Origin of the sequence: Burkholderia sp. LFS061 (assembly GCF_047978125.1) — a bacterium.
Lineage (GTDB): Bacteria > Pseudomonadota > Gammaproteobacteria > Burkholderiales > Burkholderiaceae > Burkholderia > Burkholderia pyrrocinia_C.
On the sequence record NZ_JBFPFS010000060.1, the window covers coordinates 1 to 16,952 of the forward strand.

At 67.4% G+C, this 16,952-nt stretch carries 15 protein-coding genes; 11 read left to right on the forward strand and 4 right to left on the reverse strand.

Annotated features, from left to right (window positions below):
* From ACNQQL_RS32365 to ACNQQL_RS32375, 3 genes are all read right to left on the reverse strand, one after another.
* On the reverse strand, nt 1–594 hold a 594-nt coding region (locus ACNQQL_RS32365; protein WP_347068373.1), incomplete at its 3' end, for a PhaM family polyhydroxyalkanoate granule multifunctional regulatory protein.
* Nucleotides 595–673: 79 nt separating this feature from the next.
* Complete coding sequence (locus ACNQQL_RS32370) at nt 674–1,501, reverse strand: enoyl-CoA hydratase/isomerase family protein (protein WP_204424729.1); 828 nt, start codon at nt 1,499–1,501, stop codon at nt 674–676.
* Between the two features lie 130 nt (nt 1,502–1,631).
* Complete coding sequence (locus ACNQQL_RS32375) at nt 1,632–2,624, reverse strand: fumarylacetoacetate hydrolase family protein (RefSeq protein ID WP_111016001.1); 993 nt, start codon at nt 2,622–2,624, stop codon at nt 1,632–1,634.
* 130 nt (nt 2,625–2,754) lie between these two features.
* On the opposite strand from ACNQQL_RS32375, the gene ACNQQL_RS32380 reads away from it, so the two are divergent.
* The 5 genes from ACNQQL_RS32380 (at nt 2,755) to metH (ending at nt 9,544) form a co-directional block, all read left to right on the forward strand.
* The gene (locus tag ACNQQL_RS32380; protein WP_347068376.1) at nt 2,755–3,621 is read left to right on the forward strand and encodes an IclR family transcriptional regulator; all 867 of its coding nucleotides are present in this window, start codon (nt 2,755–2,757) and stop codon (nt 3,619–3,621) included.
* A 117-nt stretch (nt 3,622–3,738) separates the two neighbouring features.
* Nucleotides 3,739–5,016 carry a DUF3108 domain-containing protein gene (locus tag ACNQQL_RS32385; protein WP_347068378.1) on the forward strand — a complete coding sequence of 426 codons (1,278 nt, stop codon included), beginning with the start codon at nt 3,739–3,741 and terminating at the stop codon, nt 5,014–5,016.
* 241 nt (nt 5,017–5,257) lie between these two features.
* A complete protein-coding gene (locus ACNQQL_RS32390) occupies nt 5,258–5,515 on the forward strand; it encodes a DUF3567 domain-containing protein (protein ID WP_006477667.1) in 258 nt (85 codons plus the stop codon).
* A 201-nt stretch (nt 5,516–5,716) separates the two neighbouring features.
* Nucleotides 5,717–6,784 carry a homocysteine S-methyltransferase family protein gene (locus ACNQQL_RS32395; RefSeq protein ID WP_072437333.1) on the forward strand — a complete coding sequence of 356 codons (1,068 nt, stop codon included), beginning with the start codon at nt 5,717–5,719 and terminating at the stop codon, nt 6,782–6,784.
* 42 nt (nt 6,785–6,826) lie between these two features.
* Nucleotides 6,827–9,544: a methionine synthase gene (gene metH / locus ACNQQL_RS32400; RefSeq protein WP_347068380.1), complete on the forward strand. Its 2,718-nt coding sequence runs from the start codon at nt 6,827–6,829 to the stop codon at nt 9,542–9,544.
* 112 nt (nt 9,545–9,656) lie between these two features.
* Here the strand turns inward: metH and ACNQQL_RS32405 are convergent, their stop codons facing one another.
* Nucleotides 9,657–9,980, reverse strand: coding sequence for a DUF1840 domain-containing protein (locus tag ACNQQL_RS32405; protein ID WP_034179168.1), 324 nt, complete (start codon nt 9,978–9,980; stop codon nt 9,657–9,659).
* Between the two features lie 201 nt (nt 9,981–10,181).
* On the opposite strand from ACNQQL_RS32405, the gene argS reads away from it, so the two are divergent.
* The 6 genes from argS to ACNQQL_RS32435 all read left to right on the forward strand — a co-directional run bounded on the left by argS (nt 10,182) and on the right by ACNQQL_RS32435 (nt 16,949).
* Nucleotides 10,182–11,963, forward strand: coding sequence for an arginine--tRNA ligase (gene argS, locus ACNQQL_RS32410; RefSeq protein WP_347068383.1), 1,782 nt, complete (start codon nt 10,182–10,184; stop codon nt 11,961–11,963).
* A 104-nt stretch (nt 11,964–12,067) separates the two neighbouring features.
* Nucleotides 12,068–12,961, forward strand: a complete 894-nt coding sequence (locus ACNQQL_RS32415; protein ID WP_347068385.1) for an SPOR domain-containing protein — start codon at nt 12,068–12,070, stop codon at nt 12,959–12,961.
* 69 nt (nt 12,962–13,030) lie between these two features.
* Nucleotides 13,031–13,669, forward strand: a complete 639-nt coding sequence (locus ACNQQL_RS32420) for a thiol:disulfide interchange protein DsbA/DsbL (protein WP_204424748.1) — start codon at nt 13,031–13,033, stop codon at nt 13,667–13,669.
* A gap of 19 nt (nt 13,670–13,688) precedes the next feature.
* Complete coding sequence (locus tag ACNQQL_RS32425) at nt 13,689–14,462, forward strand: SDR family oxidoreductase (RefSeq protein ID WP_072437339.1); 774 nt, start codon at nt 13,689–13,691, stop codon at nt 14,460–14,462.
* A gap of 357 nt (nt 14,463–14,819) precedes the next feature.
* Nucleotides 14,820–16,415 carry an ABC transporter substrate-binding protein gene (locus ACNQQL_RS32430; protein WP_072437341.1) on the forward strand — a complete coding sequence of 532 codons (1,596 nt, stop codon included), beginning with the start codon at nt 14,820–14,822 and terminating at the stop codon, nt 16,413–16,415.
* A gap of 267 nt (nt 16,416–16,682) precedes the next feature.
* Nucleotides 16,683–16,949, forward strand: a complete 267-nt coding sequence (locus ACNQQL_RS32435) for a flagellar biosynthetic protein FliQ (RefSeq protein ID WP_347068388.1) — start codon at nt 16,683–16,685, stop codon at nt 16,947–16,949.
* Nucleotides 16,950–16,952 lie beyond the last annotated feature (3 nt).

The window sequence follows — 16,952 nt, forward strand, 5'->3', positions numbered from 1 at the left end:
GTCCGGCGGCGCGTCGCCCGGCGGCGCGGGCTGCATGCCCGGCTGCGCCATCGCGAGGCTCGCGAGCTGGTTGAACTGCGACTGCAGCAGGTTCCACCAGCCGGCCGGATCGAACGCCTGCTGCGCGGCATCGCCTTCCGGCGGCGCATCCGCGCCGTCCGCCGCCGGCGCTGCGTCGCCCGGCGGCGCCGACGCGGCTTTCGCCGCCTGCGCGGCCGCGACGGCCGCTTCCTCGGCCGCCGACATCGAGCTTTGCGCGAACGCGCCGAACGCCCGCAGCGTCGCGAGCGTCGCGCGCTGCACCTCGAGCGCCTGGATCGCGGACTGCAGCATCCCGAGATTGAGCTTCAGCCACTGCTCGACCGCGCGCAGATCGGTGATCCGCTTGTCGAGTTCCTCGACGCTCGTGAGCGGCGCCATCATGTCGGACATGCTCGACAGCGACGGCGGCAGCCCTTGCGTGGCGCCCGGAAACGACGTCATCCCGCCGAACGGCGACATCCGCATCATGTCCCACATCCGGTCCATCATGTCGGCGGGCTGGAAGCCGGCAAAGCCGGCGAAAGGGTTGGAGCCGGAGGCATCGGTCGTCATACGGGCATCCTGGTTGACTGGGGGAGCGAGGCGGCCGCCATGCGTCGCGCAGCCGCGCGTGATTCGATCATAGCGCGCGTCAGAACGGCGCGTCGCCGGGGAAGTCGGGCGGACGCCGCTCGCGCAGCGAGCGGATGCCTTCCTGCACGTCGGGCCCCGAGAAGCCCATGAATTCGAGCGCGAGCGACGTGTCGAAGGTCGGCCCGGCCGCGCGCAGCCAGTTGTTCAGCGCGTACTTGGTCCAGCGGATCGCCGACTGCGAGCCGTGCGCGAGCCGCTCGGCCACTTCGTACGCCTTCGGCAGCAGGTCGGCCGGCTCGACCGCGAGCGATACCAGCCCGATTCGCTCGGCCTCCGCGCCGCTCACGGGCTCGCACAGCAGCAGGTAGTACTTCGCCTTCGCCATCCCGCACAGCAGCGGCCACACGATCGCCGCGTGGTCGCCGGCCGCGACGCCGAGCCGCGTATGGCCGTCGATGATGCGTGCATCCTTCGCGGCGATCGAGATGTCGGCGAGCAGCCCGGCGACGAGCCCCGCGCCGACGGCCGGCCCGTGCATCGCCGACACGATCGGCTTGCTGCAGTTGATCACGTTGTAGACGAGGTCGCGCGCCTCGCGCCACACGCGGGCGCGCACGTCGAAGTCGTTCGCCATGTCCTCGACGAGCGCGAGATCGCCGCCCGCCGAAAAGCCCTTGCCTTCGCCGCGGATCACCGCGACGCGCGTGTCGGGATCGCGGTCGACGTCGCGCCAGATGTCGGCGAGCTCGCGATGCATGCGCGCGTTCGCGGTCGCGAGGCCGCTGCGGTTCGCGCCCTCGCCGCTCATCACGATGTCGAGCACGCCATGGTCGCGGCGCGTCACCTTCAGTGCTTCGTAACCGCCGTATGCGGCGAGATCGGCCATGCGCCTACTCCTTGCTCGAGGCTCTTGAATCGAGTGTAGCCAAGCCCGCGCGGGCAAACATCAGGCGAAACCCGGCGCGCGGGCCGGGGCCGGGTTTCGCGCGGGCGCTGCGTGCGTTGCACGCCTCGCCTTACGCCGCGCCGTCGGGCGGTGCGACCGATTGCTCGATCGCGCCAAAGATCGACTTGCCGGCCGCGTCGAACATCTCGATGCGCACGGTGTCGCCGTAGCGCATGAATTCGGTCTGCGGCGCGCCGTGCTCGATCGTCTCGAGGCAGCGCTTCTCGGCGATGCAGCAGTAGCCGCGCTTCGCATCCTTGTTCGACACCGTGCCCGAACCGACGATCGAACCGGCGCGCAGGTTGCGCGTCTTCGCCGCGTGCGCGACCAGTTGGCCGAAGTGGAACACCATGTCGGTGCCCGCATCGGGCTGGCCGACCTTCCTGCCGTTCCAGTGGACGATCATCGGCCGGTGCACGCGGCCGTCGCGCCATTCGTCGCCGAGCTCGTCGGGCGTCACGGCGACCGGCGCGAACGCGGTGGCCGGCTTGCTCTGGAAGAAGCCGAAGCCCTTCGCGAGCTCGGCCGGAATCAGGTTGCGCAGCGACACGTCGTTCACGAGCGTGACGAGCCGCACGGCCTTCAGCGCGTCGTCGGGCGATGCGCTCATCGGCACGTCGCCGGTGATCACCGCGACTTCCGCCTCGAAATCGATGCCCCATTCCTCGGACGGGCACACGACGTCGTCGCGGGGCCCCAGGAAATCGTCGCTGCCGCCCTGGTACATCAGCGGATCGGTCCAGAACTCGGGCGGCATCTCCGCGCCGCGCGCGCGGCGCACGAGCTCGACGTGGTTCACGTACGCGGAGCCGTCGGCCCACTGGAACGCGCGCGGCAGCGGCGCCATGCAGTTGGCCGGATCGAACGAGAACGCATTGCGCGCGCGGCCGTGGTTCAGCGCGTCGTACAGATCGCGCAGCTGCGGCGCGTAGAACGCCCAGTCGTCGAGGACGCGCTGCAGCGTCGGCGCGATCGCGTCGGCGATCGCCGCGGTGTGCAGGTCGCGCGACACGACGATCAGCTGGCCGTCGCGCGTGCCGTCCTTCAGCGAAGCAAGTTTCATAGGGGGAATCTGCCGTTGTAGTGACGATGGAGGGAATCTATTTTACGATGGTGAATCCATGCGGCGCGCCACGATCGCGCACGCCGTTTTCGCCCCCGATCCTTGCCGCATTTTCGCGCACCCGCTGCCCATGCCCGCCAGCCCGCTTCCCGACGACGATCTCGCCGACTCCGACACCGACGACGCCGCTTCCGGCGAGCACGGCGAGAAGGTCCGTTCCGGCATCCAGTCGATCGAGGTCGGCTTCCGCCTGCTCGACGTGCTGACGAGCGAGCCGCGCGCGATGATGCTGCGCGACCTCGCGCAGCGCGCGGGCATGAGTCCTGCGAAGGCGCACCGCTACCTGGTCAGCTTTTCCCGGCTCGGCGTCGTATCTCAGGATCCCGTGTCGGGCCGCTACGAACTCGGCGGCTTCGCGCTGCAGATGGGGCTCGCGCGGCTCGCGCGCGTCGACGGCGTGAAGCTCGCGCGGATCGCGCTGACCGAGTTCCGCGACCGCCTCGACCAGACGGTCGGCATCGCGGTGTGGGGCAACCAGGGGCCGACGATCGTGCACTGGATGGAATCGAGCCATCCGGCGAAGGCGTCGCTGAAGCTCGGCGACGTGATGCCGCTGCTCGGCTCCGCGACCGGGCTGCTGTTCGCCGCGTACCTGCCGCGCAGCAAGACCGCCGCGATGCTCGAGCGCGAACTCGCCGATACGCGCCGCTCGCCGCATCACGGCGGCCCGCGCACGCTCGACGAAGTCGACGCGGTGCTGGCCGACGTGCGCGAGCATGAGGCCGCGCGCGTCGAAGGGATGCTGCTGCCGACGGTCCACGCGTTCTGCATGCCCGTGTTCGACGCGGTCGGCGAGCTCGCGCTCGCGATCGTCGCGCTCGGCCAGGAAGGCTCGTTCGATATCGCGTGGGGCGGCGAGATCGACACCGCGCTGCGCGCGTGCGCGCGGAAACTGTCTTACGAACTCGGCTATAGTCCCGACGCGCGCGACGCCTGACGCGCGCGATACATCCCGGTACACGCCGCGCACCGCGAACGCGCGGCGCCTCCGACGGTCCGATTCCTGTGGTGCGCTGTGCACCCAATGTCACGCGACCACCCCGACCCCGTTCCGATGCCCATGCAGCCTGCCGACATCCGCCCGCGTCACGCCCTGCCCCGCCGCTGGCTGCGCGTGGGCGTCGCGCTCGTCGTCGTGCTGGTGCTGCACGCGCTCGCCGCGATCTGGCTGATGCGCAATCGCGAATCGTTCACGCCGCCCGCGCCCGCCGAGGTCCCCGTGCAGATCGAGCTGCTGAAGCCGCAACCGATCGAGCGCCAGCCCGCGCCGTCCGAGCCGAAGCCGGTCGAGCATCCGGCCGCCCCCGCGGCGGCCGCGCCCAAGGCCGCCGCACCGAAGCCCGCACCGTCACCCGAGCCGGTCCTCACGTCGACGCAGCCGGCCGAGCAAGGCGAGCCGCCACCGGCTGCCGTCTCCGCGGCGAGCGGCGTGCCGAGCGCATCGGGCACGCACGCCGCATCGGCCGCCGGCGCCAGCGGCGCCGCGGCGCCGGGCCCCGCGACCGATGGCGTGAAGTTCGCCGCGCCGCCGTCCGGCGACCTGCAGTACGACACGTTCTACAACGGGATGCAGAACATGATCGGCACGATCCACTGGCGCACCGACGGGCGCACCTACGACCTGTCGGTATCGATGCCGGTGCCGTTCGTCGGCCCGTTCGCCTATCGCAGCGAAGGTCGCATAGACGCATTCGGCGTCGCGCCCGACCGTTACGTCGAGAAGCGCGGCAAGCGGCCGGAAGACATCGCGATCTTCAACCGCGAGATCCGGCAGGTCGTGTTCACACGCACGCCGAACAACGCGCCGCTGCCCGACGGCGTGCAGGACCGCTTCAGCATGCTGATGCAGTTGTCGGGGCTCTTGCGCGGCAACCCGTCCGCCTACAAGCCGGGCGTCACGCAGCAGTTCTTCGTGATCGACAACAACAGCGGCGAGACCTGGCCGATCACGGTGATCGGCGACGAGCAGGTGCAGACGCAGGCCGGCATCATCGACGCGCGGCATTTCATGCGCCTGCCGCGCCGCGACGGCGACACGCGCCGCATCGACATGTGGCTCGCGCCGTCGCTCGGCTGGCTGCCCGCGCGGCTCGTGCAGAGCGAACCGAACGGCGCGCAGATCGAGCTGTTGTGGCACGGCCGGCTCGCGGCGCCGGCCGTGCCGTCCGATGCTGCGCCGGCAGGCGGCACAACGAACGCGCCCGCCGGCGCATCGACGCCCGATGCATCGGCCGCACCGCCCGCGGAACCGGCACAACCAGCGCCGCCGGCCACCGTGCAACCGCCCGCGCAATCGGCTGAACCGTCGGCGGCGTCGCCTGTCACACAGTGAACGCGCGGGGATCGGCAATTTCGACCGACTACAGATTTCCGCGAAATGGCCGATGACACTCTTTAACAACTATTTCAGTCCACCGGCAGACAATAAGAAACGTTTCATAGACATCGGCTTCTAACCGATACACCCCACGCAACGGGAACGGGGTGTGCTGCGCAAGCCCCTTGAAACCGGCAAGGCTCGCCCCACCTAGGGGACAACAAGGCCAGATGCCACTGCGAAGAGGAGTGCCGCCATGCAAATGATCTACAACAGCCCCAACTACTGCGTCGTCGAATTTGCGCCGCAGGCCGGCCATCATCTGATGAATGCCGGCGGATACGAAATCGTCGACAAGAACGCGCAGCGCGAGATCTTCATCGACGGCGAACTTGCCGAACGTTTCCGCGCACACGTGAAGCAACTGATCGAGGATGAACCGTCGCTCGACGAAGTCGACGAATTCCTCGGGCAATTCGACAGCCTGATGATGATGCCCGTCGTGCTGCACTGACGCCCCGCGGCCCGGCGCCTCGCGCGGCCGGGCCATTCGCCGCGCACCGACGCGGCGCCCGCGAGCACTCCGATCATGCCCCCGTCCGGTTCGCCTGGCGGGGGCTTTCATTTGGCGGGCGCCCGGCCGGCGCGAGGCCGGGCGGCGGCCAGACGCACCGGCTACAATGACGGTTTTCCCGTCTTCGCCGGTCCTCCGCCCATGTCTGCGACTCCTCTCGCCGCTTCCGTCCCGCTCGACGCGCCCTACACGCGCGGCGCCGCACTGCCCGCGCTGCTGAAATCGCGCATCCTGATCCTCGACGGCGCGATGGGCACGATGATCCAGCGCTACAAGCTCGACGAAGCCGCGTATCGCGGCGAGCGCTTCAAGGATTTCCCGCGCGACATCAAGGGCAACAACGAGCTGCTGTCGCTCACGCAGCCGCAGATCATCCGCGAGATTCACGACCAGTACTTCGCGGCCGGCGCCGACATCGTCGAAACCAATACGTTCGGCGCGACGACGGTCGCGCAATCCGACTACGGGATGGAAGATCTCGTCGTCGAGATGAACGTCGAATCGGCGAAGCTCGCGCGCGAATCGGCCGCGAAATACGCGACGCCCGACAAACCGCGCTTCGTCGCGGGCGCGATCGGGCCGACGCCGAAGACGGCGAGCATCTCGCCGGACGTCAACGATCCGGGCGCCCGCAACGTCACGTTCGACGAGCTGCGCGACGCGTACTACCAGCAGGCGAAGGCGCTGCTCGACGGCGGCGTCGACCTGTTCCTCGTCGAGACGATCTTCGACACGCTGAACGCGAAAGCCGCGCTGTTCGCGCTCGACGAGCTGTTCGAGGACACCGGCGAGCGCCTGCCGATCATGATCTCGGGCACCGTCACCGATGCGTCGGGCCGGATCCTGTCGGGCCAGACGGTCGAGGCGTTCTGGAATTCGCTGCGCCACGCGAAGCCGCTCACGTTCGGCCTGAACTGCGCGCTCGGCGCGGCGCTGATGCGCCCATACATCGCCGAGCTCGCGAAGCTGTGCGACACCTACGTGTCGTGCTACCCGAACGCGGGCCTGCCGAACCCGATGAGCGACACCGGCTTCGACGAAACGCCGGACGTCACGTCGGGCCTGCTGAAGGAATTCGCGCAGGCCGGGCTCGTGAACCTCGCGGGCGGCTGCTGCGGCACGACGCCCGAGCACATCGCCGAGATCGCGAAGGCGCTCGCCGACGTGAAGCCGCGCCGCTGGCCGAACCAGTACAGCGACAACGCCTGACCCGACCGCCCCACGCCCTTCATTACACGAATTCGCACCGCCATGACCGATCACATGATGCGCCTTGCCGGCCTCGAGCCGTTCAACGTCACGTCCGGAACGCTCTTCATCAACGTCGGTGAACGCACCAACGTCACCGGCTCGAAGGCGTTCGCGCGGATGATCCTCAACGGCCAGTTCGACGAGGCGCTCGCCGTCGCGCGCCAGCAGGTCGAGAACGGCGCGCAGGTGATCGACATCAACATGGACGAGGCGATGCTCGATTCGAAGGCGGCGATGGTGCGCTTCCTGAACCTGATCGCGTCGGAGCCGGACATCGCGCGCGTGCCGATCATGATCGACTCGTCGAAGTGGGACGTGATCGAGGCCGGCATCAAGTGCGTGCAGGGCAAGGCGATCGTGAACTCGATCTCGCTGAAGGAAGGCGAGGAAGCGTTCCGCCGCCACGCGAACCTGATCCGCCGCTACGGCGCGGCCGCCGTCGTGATGGCGTTCGACGAGAAGGGCCAGGCCGATACGTACGAGCGCAAGACCGAGATCTGCAAGCGCTCGTACGACTTCCTCGTGAACGAAGTCGGCTTCCCGCCGGAAGACATCATCTTCGACCCGAACATCTTCGCGGTCGCGACCGGCATCGAGGAGCACAACAACTACGCGGTCGACTTCATCGAGGCGACCCGCTGGATCAAGCAGAACCTGCCGTACGCGAAGGTGAGCGGCGGCGTGTCGAACGTGTCGTTCTCGTTCCGCGGCAACGACCCGGTGCGCGAGGCGATCCACACCGTGTTCCTGTATCACGCGATCCAGGCCGGGATGGACATGGGCATCGTGAATGCCGGCCAGCTCGGCGTGTATGCCGACCTCGACGCCGAGCTGCGCGAGCGCGTCGAGGACGTGATCCTGAACCGCCGCGCCGATTCCACCGACCGCCTGCTCGAGATCGCCGACAAGTTCAAGGCGGGCGGCGCGAAGAAGGAAGAGAACCTCGAGTGGCGCAACCAACCGGTCGAGAAACGGCTCTCGCATGCGCTCGTGCACGGCATCACGACCTTCATCGTCGAGGACACCGAAGAAGTGCGCGCGAAGATCGACGCCGCCGGCGGCCGTCCGATCAACGTGATCGAAGGCCCGCTGATGGACGGGATGAACATCGTCGGCGACCTGTTCGGCCAGGGCAAGATGTTCCTGCCGCAGGTCGTGAAGTCGGCGCGCGTGATGAAGCAGGCGGTCGCGCACCTGATCCCGTTCATCGAGGAAGAAAAGCGCCTGCTCGCGGAAGCGGGCGGCGACGTGCGCGCGAAGGGCAAGATCGTCATCGCGACCGTGAAGGGCGACGTGCACGACATCGGCAAGAACATCGTGTCGGTCGTGCTCCAGTGCAACAACTTCGAAGTGGTCAACATGGGCGTGATGGTCCCGTGCAACGAGATCCTCGCGAAGGCGAAGGTCGAGGGCGCGGACATCATCGGGCTGTCGGGCCTCATCACGCCGAGCCTCGAGGAAATGGCGTACGTCGCATCCGAAATGCAGCGCGACGACTACTTCCGCGTGAAGAAGATCCCGCTGCTGATCGGCGGCGCGACCACGTCGCGCGTGCACACGGCCGTGAAGATCGCGCCGCACTACGAGGGCCCGGTCGTCTACGTGCCCGACGCGTCGCGCTCGGTGTCGGTCGCGTCGAGCCTGCTGTCCGACGAAGGCGCGACGAAGTATCTCGACGAGCTGAAGTCCGACTACGAACGCATTCGCGACCAGCACGCGAACCGCAAGGCGCAGCCGATGGTCACGCTCGCCGAGGCGCGCGCGAACAAGACGAAGGTCGACTGGGCCGGCTACGCGCCCGTGAAGCCGAAGTTCATCGGCCGCCGCGTGTTCAAGAACTACGACCTGAACGAACTCGCGAACTACATCGACTGGGGCCCGTTCTTCCAGACGTGGGACCTGGCAGGCCCGTACCCGGCGATCCTGAACGACGAGATCGTCGGCGAATCGGCGCGGCGCGTGTTCTCCGACGCGAAATCGATGCTCGCGCGCCTGATCCAGGGCCGCTGGCTGAGCGCGAACGGCGTGATCGCGCTGCTGCCGGCGAACACCGTGAACGACGACGACATCGAGATCTACAGCGACGAATCGCGCTCGGAAGTGCTGCTCACGTGGCGCAACCTGCGCCAGCAGAGCGTGCGTCCGGTGGTCGACGGCGTGATGCGGCCGAATCGCTCGCTCGCCGACTTCATCGCGCCGAAGGAATCGGGCGTCGCTGACTACATCGGCATGTTCGCGGTGACGGCCGGCCTCGGCGTCGACGTGAAGGAAAAACAGTTCGAAGCCGACCACGACGACTACAGCGCGATCATGCTGAAGGCGCTCGCCGACCGTTTCGCGGAAGCGTTCGCCGAAGCGATGCATGCGCGCGTGCGACGCGAGCTGTGGGGCTACGCGAGCGGCGAGACGCTCGACAACGACGCGCTGATCGCGGAAAAGTACGCGGGCATCCGCCCGGCGCCCGGCTACCCGGCCTGCCCCGACCACCTCGTGAAGCGCGACATGTTCGACGTGCTGCACGCGGACGAGATCGGCATGAGCGTGACCGACTCGCTGGCGATGCTGCCGGCCGCGAGCGTATCGGGCTTCTACCTCGCGCATCCGGACAGCCGCTACTTCTCGGTCGGCAAAATCGGGCAGGATCAGCTCGAGGACTACGCGCGGCGCATGGCGCTGTCGCTCGACGACGCGCGCCGCGCGCTCGCGCCGCAGCTCTGATCGATGCGGACGGGCGGCCGACCGCCCGTTTGGTCAGACGAAAAGAAAAAGCCCGCTCGGAAGCGGGCTTTTTCCTGCCTTGCTAACCTTTCGTACTGCCGGGCAACGAAGCTCAGAAGCCCCAGTGCACGTCGGCTTCGCCGGCTTTCGCCTCGCGCAGCATCGTGAGGAACGGCGCGACGCGCTGGGCCAGGCTCGGCGGCACTTCGTGGTGCGCGTGATCGGCTTCGTCCTCGTGGAAGTGGCCGGCGTGCTCGGCGCGCGCCTGCTTCGCCTGCGCGACTGCGCCTTCCAGCTTCGCGATCGCGTGGTCCAGCTCGTCGTGCGTAATCACACCGCGCTCGCCCAGCTGCTTGCCGACGAGGCCCAGCACATACACGGCGAAATCCTTCAGCACGTCGAGATCCTGTGCCGCCTTGCTCTTGAACGTAATCATGACAATTCCCTTTTCATCTTGTTGTGCCTGCGCGGCGAGGTTGGGGGAACGCCGGCAGACCGGCGTCCGGCCTCGCGGACGCGGGGCGCCTGAGCGGCATATTAGCACCTGTTAAAATTCTGCGATCCCTGAAACGCGCGCTTAAAAAGCGCGCCGGCGGCCCGGCGTTTCCGGCCGCCACCAACGAAGCCTTCTACCAGCATGCTGCCAGCACACAAACAGACCCTCGAAGCCCTGCTCGCGGATAGCGTCAAGCAGGTCGCACACGCGCTGAAAGGCGCCGACGCCACGTTCGTCGCCCCGGCCATCACGCTGGAGCGCCCGAAGGTCGCCGCGCACGGCGACGTCGCGTGCAACGTCGCGATGCAGCTCGCCAAGCCGCTCGGCGCGAACCCGCGCCAGCTCGCCGAGCAGATCGTCGCCGCGCTCACCGCGCAGCCGGCCGCGCAAGGGCTCGTCGACGCCGCCGAAATCGCCGGCCCCGGCTTCATCAACCTGCGCCTGTCGGCCGCCGCGAAGCAGGCGGTGATCGCCGCCGTGTTCGACCAGGGCCGCGCGTTCGGCACGTCGGATCGCGAGAAAGGCAAGCAGGTGCTGCTCGAATTCGTGTCGGCGAACCCGACCGGCCCGCTGCACGTCGGCCACGGCCGCCAGGCCGCTCTCGGCGACGTGCTCGCGAACGTGATCGCGAGCCAGGGCTACGCGGTGCACCGCGAGTTCTACTACAACGACGCGGGCGTGCAGATCGGCAACCTCGCGATCTCGACGCAGGCGCGCGCGCGCGGCCTGAAGCCGGGCGACGCGGGCTGGCCGGAAGCCGCATACAACGGCGAATACATCGCCGACATCGCACGCGACTACCTGAACGGCGAAACGGTCGCCGCGTCGGACGGCGAGCCGGTCAAGGGCACGGGCGACGTCGAGGATCTCGACGCGATCCGCAAGTTCGCGGTCGCGTACCTGCGTCGCGAACAGGACATGGACCTGCAGGCGTTCGGCGTGAAGTTCGACCAGTACTACCTCGAATCGTCGCTGTACAGCGAAGGCCGCGTCGAGAAGACGGTCGACGCGCTGGTCAAGGCCGGCATGACCTACGAGCAGGACGGCGCGCTGTGGCTGCGCACGACCGACGAAGGCGACGACAAGGATCGCGTGATGCGCAAGTCGGACGGCACGTACACGTACTTCGTGCCGGACGTCGCGTACCACGTGACGAAGTGGGAACGCGGCTTCACGAAGGTGATCAACATCCAGGGCTCGGACCACCACGGCACGATCGCGCGCGTGCGCGCGGGCCTGCAGGGGCTGCACGTCGGGATCCCGAAGGGCTATCCCGACTACGTGCTGCACAAGATGGTCACCGTGATGCGCGACGGCCAGGAAGTGAAGATCTCGAAGCGCGCGGGCAGCTACGTGACGGTGCGCGACCTGATCGAATGGTCGGGCGGTGCCGCGGCGGGCCAGGAAGCGGCGCCCGACCTGATCGACGAGGCGACCATCACGCGCGGCCGCGACGCGGTGCGTTTCTTCCTGATCTCGCGCAAGGCCGATACCGAGTTTGTGTTCGACATCGACCTCGCGCTGAAACAGAACGACGAGAACCCGGTCTATTACGTCCAGTACGCGCATGCGCGGATCTGCTCGGTGCTCAACGAATTGAAGTCGCGCTACAACGTCGACGCCGCGCAACTGCCGGGTGCCGACCTGTCGCAACTGACGAGCGCGCAGGCCGCATCGCTGATGCAGAAGCTCGCCGAGTATCCGGACATGCTCACGCACGCGGCGAACGAGCTGGCGCCGCACGCGGTCGCGTTCTACCTGCGCGATCTCGCTGGCGAATTCCACTCGTTCTACAATGCGGAGCGCGTGCTGGTCGACGATGAAGCGCCGCGCAACGCGCGCGCCGCGCTCCTTGCCGCGACCCGGCAGGTGCTCGAGAACGGTCTGGCGGTGCTCGGCGTGTCCGCGCCCGCCAAGATGTAAGGACGCAAGCGGCCCGAACCGGGCAGCGAATGGCCGCGGCAGCGCCCGCCGTCGGATAGCCCGCCGCGGCCTTTTCACGATTCTTTTTGCAGGTGACTCAAGCAATGGCACAACCACGCCGCACTTCGAAACAATCGAAACAAGCCGGAGGGACATTTCTTGGAATCGTGCTGGGCCTGATCGTCGGCCTCGCGATCGCCGTGGTGGTGGCGCTCTACATCACGCGTTCGCCGTCGCCGTTCGTGTCGAAGGTCGCGCCGCCGCCGGCCGACAACGGCGCGAGCCAGCCGCAGCAGTTCGACCCGAACCGCGCGCTGCAGGGCAAGACGCCCGGCCAGCCGGTGCCGCAGGCCGCGCAGCCCGCACCGCCCAACACCGCGCCCGGCCAGGCCGCGAACCAGACCCAGGGCGGCCTGTTGCCCGAGCCGCAGATCGTCGAAGTGCCGCCGTCGGCCAACGGGTCGAGCGGCTCGAACAACACCGGCAGCTCGAGCAACACGACCGCGTCGAACAATACGTCGTCGGGTAACGGCGTCGCCGTCGCGCCGAAGCCGGCCGACACCACGCCGCCGAAGAAGACGCAGCCGCAGCAGCAACAGCAGGCGGGCGAGGACGACCTCGCGCGCTTCGCCGCGCAGAAGCAGGCACAGCAGGCCGCCGCGCAAAAGCAGCAGCAGCAACAGGCCGCGAACACGCCGAAGCCGACGTCGTCGGCCACCGCCGCCGCGGCAGCGAAGCCGCCAACCGCGAGCGACGCGAATACCGGCTACTTCCTGCAGGTCGGCGCGTACAAGACGGAAGGCGACGCCGAGCAGCAGCGCGCGCGCCTCGGCTTCCAGGGCTTCGAGTCGAAGGTGTCCAAGCGCGATGTCAGCGGCGTGACCTATTTCCGCGTGCGCGTCGGCCCGTTCTCGAAGTTCGAGGATATGAACTCGGCCCGTCAGCGCTTGTCCGATGCAGGTGTCGACACGGCGGTGATCCGCTTCACGAAGCAGTAGGCAGCCGGTCGAGCCCACGCAGAACCCGTTACGTTTCGTAACCCGAGCAACTGATTCGACGTTCACAACATGAAAAAACTGCTTAGCACGCTCCTTCTGTCCCTGGGCCTCGCGGCCGGTTTCGCCCAGGCATCGCCTGCCGCACCGGTCGCCGGCAAGGACTTCGAGGTGATGAAGTCGCCGCAGCCGGTGTCCGCGCCGGCCGGCAAGGTCGAGGTGATCGAGTTCTTCTGGTACGGCTGCCCGCACTGCTACGAATTCGAGCCGACGATCGAGGCCTGGGTGAAGAAGCAGGGCAACAACATCGACTTCAAGCGCGTGCCGGTCGCATTCCGCGACGATTTCATCCCGCACTCGAAGCTGTTCTATGCGGTGTCCGCGCTCGGCATCTCCGAGAAGGTCACGCCGGCGATCTTCAACGCGATCCACAAGCAGAAGAACTACCTGCTGACGCCGCAGGCTCAGGCCGACTTCCTGGCCACGCAGGGCGTCGACAAGAAGCAGTTCATGGACGCGTACAACTCGTTCAGCGTGCAGGGCCAGGTGAAGCAATCGGCCGAGCTGCTGAAGAACTATGCGATCGACGGCGTGCCGACGGTCGTCGTCCAGGGCAAGTACAAGACGGGCCCCGCTTACGCGAACAGCATCCCGGGTACCGCCCAGGTGCTCGACTTCCTCGTGAAGCAGGTTCAGGACAAGAAGCTCTGACCCCCGCCCGCGCGCCGGCATGACTACTCCGCTGAAGGTCTTCATCACCGGCGCGTCGAGCGGCCTCGGCCTCGCGATGGCCGAGGAATACGCCCGCCAGGGCGCCACGCTCGCGCTCGTCGCGCGACGCACCGAGGCGCTCGATGCGTTCGCGCGGCGTTTCCCCAAGCTGTCCATCTCCGTCTATTCCGCCGACGTGCGCGATGCCGACGCGCTCGCGACGGCCGCCGCGTCGTTCATCGCGACGCACGGCTGCCCGGACGTCGTGATCGCGAACGCGGGCATCAGCCAGGGCGCCGTCACGGGCCAGGGCGATCTCGCGACGTTCCGCAACGTGATGGACATCAACTACTACGGGATGGTCGCGACGTTCGAGCCGTTCGTCGGCCCGATGACGGCTGCGCGCCACGGCACGCTGGTCGGCGTCGCGAGCGTCGCCGGCGTGCGCGGCCTGCCCGGCTCCGGCGCGTATAGCGCGTCGAAATCGGCCGCGATCAAGTATCTCGAATCGCTGCGCGTCGAGCTGCGCCCGGCCGGTGTCGGCGTCGTGACGATCGCGCCCGGCTACATCCGCACGCCGATGACCGCGCACAACCCGTACCGGATGCCGTTCCTGATGGATGCCGACCGCTTCGCCGCGCGCGCGGCGAAAGCGATCGCACGGCAGCACGCGTTCCGCGTGATTCCGTGGCAGATGGGCGTCGTCGCGAAGGTGCTGCACGTGCTGCCGCGCTGGCTGTACGACCGCCTGTTCGAGAAGGCGCCGCGCAAGCCGAAGGCCGGCGCGCACTGACGAGTCGGCGGTCCGGCCCGCGCGACACGCGCCGGGCCGCATCGCCGCATCGAAGCTTCGATTTCGCGGCACTTCCCGCTGCGTCCGCACAGATCCGCCGCGTTCCCCGACGCGCCGATCTCCCCCTCTCCGCCGCCCGGCTCTCCCGTCGCCTCCGCAGCACCTTCCGCCGCATCAACACCCGTTCCGTCGCGAACGCAGCCGTTTTTCGGTCAATTCGCCGCGTTCCGGCGCCTTTTTTCACGCGCCGCGCGCTTTGCCGGTATGCTGTTCGCCAGCCGCGCCGGCCCCGCCCGCTTCCGGGCCGCGCCCGCATCCCGTCACCCAGCAAAAAGCACAAGCCACGTGGGAGATCCTATGCACGTCAAGCTGTTCGCCGCGGCCGCGGTCGCCGCCGCACTCGCCGCCCCCGGCCTCGCCGCCGCCAAGCCGCTCACCGTCTGCACCGAATCGAGCCCGGACGGCTTCGACGTCGTGCAGTACAACTCGCTCGTCACGACCAACGCATCGGCCGACGTGATCTTCAACACGCTCGTGTCGTACGACGAAGCCGCGAAAAAGGTCGTGCCCGCGCTCGCCGACAAATGGGACGCGAGCGCCGACGGCCTCACCTACACGTTCCACCTGCGCCCGAACGTCGCGTTCCAGACCACCGACTATTTCAAGCCGGGCCGCGCGCTCGACGCGGACGACGTCGTGTTCACGTTCACGCGGATGCTCGACGATGCGAACCCGTGGCACAAGGTGGCCGGCGCGAGCGGCTTCCCGCACGCACAGTCGATGGGCCTCGTGAAGCTCGTGAAGTCGGTCACGAAGGTCGACGACAGCACCGTGAAATTCGTGCTGAACGAACCGAACGCGACGTTCGTGCCGATCCTGACGATGGGCTTCGCGTCGATCTATTCGGCCGAATACGCGGACCAGCTGCTGAAGGCCGGCAAGCAGGCCGACCTGAACGCGAAGCCGGTCGGCACGGGCCCGTTCGTGCTGAAGAGCTATACGAAGGACGCGCTGATCCGCTACGACGCGAACCCGACGTACTGGGGCGCGAAGCCGAAAGTCGACCGGCTGATCTACGCGATCACGCCCGACCCGTCGGTGCGCCTGCAGAAGGTGAAGGCCGGCGAATGCCAGATCGCGCTGTCGCCGAAGCCGCAGGACGTGCTCGCCGCGAAGGGCGAAAGCGCGCTGAAGGTCGTGCAGACGCCCGCGTTCATGACCGCGTTCGTCGCGCTGAACACGCAGAAGAAGCCGCTCGACAACGACAAGGTGCGCGAGGCGCTGAACCTCGCGTTCGATCGCGCGACCTACCTGAAGGTCGTGTTCGACAACACCGCGACGGCCGCGAACAACCCGTATCCGCCGAACACGTGGAGCTACGCGAAGGACGTCGCGCCGTATGCGTACGATCCCGCGAAGGCGAAGCAGCTGCTCGCGCAGGCCGGCTTCCCGAACGGCTTCTCGACGACGATCTGGACGCGCCCGACCGGCAGCGTGCTGAACCCGAACCCGAAGGTCGGCGCGGAGCTGCTGCAGGCCGACCTCGCGAAGATCGGCGTGAAGGCCGACGTGAAGGTGATCGAATGGGGCGAGCTGATCAAGCAGGCGAAGCTCGGCCAGCATGACATGCTGTTCATGGGCTGGGCCGGCGACAACGGCGATCCGGACAACTACCTGTCGCCGTTGTTCAGCTGCAATGCAGTGAAGTCGGGCATCAACTTCGCGCGCTTCTGCGACGCGCAGCTCGACAAGCTGATCGTCGACGGCAAGTCGACCGCCGACCAGGCCAAGCGCGCGAAGCTGTATGAAGCCGCGCAGAAGATCATCCACGACCAGGCGCTGTGGATCCCGCTCGGCTACCCGACCGCCGCGGCGCTCACGCGCACGAACGTGAGCGGTTATCGCGTGAGTCCGTTCGGACGGCAGAACTTCGCGGCGGTGTCGGTGCAGTAATTCGGCGCGATCGTCGCTTCCTCATTTTGAAATCGAGCCCGGCGTGTTAAACGCCGGGCTTTTTTTATCTTGCTCGACTCAATTCGGTTTAATCGAATTGAGTCGAGTTACGTTTCCAGCGAGATTCAATAAAAAACTAGCAAAAATAGAGTCGATTTAGTAATCGTCATATATCAAGCTGGCCAGTCGGTCTATACACTCTGCTGCTTCGGAAACATCGCAACACTAACTAATAACCGAAGACTTATTCAGCAACGGAGACGGCCGATGTCAGAAAGCCAAGCATTGCAGCTACTCGAGCAGCTCGTCTGGAACAGCATCCTGATCGCCGGCCCCGTGCTCGCCGCGACGCTGATTGCAGGTCTGCTCGTCAGCATCTTTCAGGTCGTCACCCAATTGCAGGAGATGAGCCTGAGCTACGTGCCGAAGCTCATCGTCGCCGGCGTTGTGATCGTGACGCTCGCCCCATGGATGCTCGGTCGCCTGACAGGTTTCACCACCACATTGTTCACCGGCATCGCCGATCTCAGCTGAGCG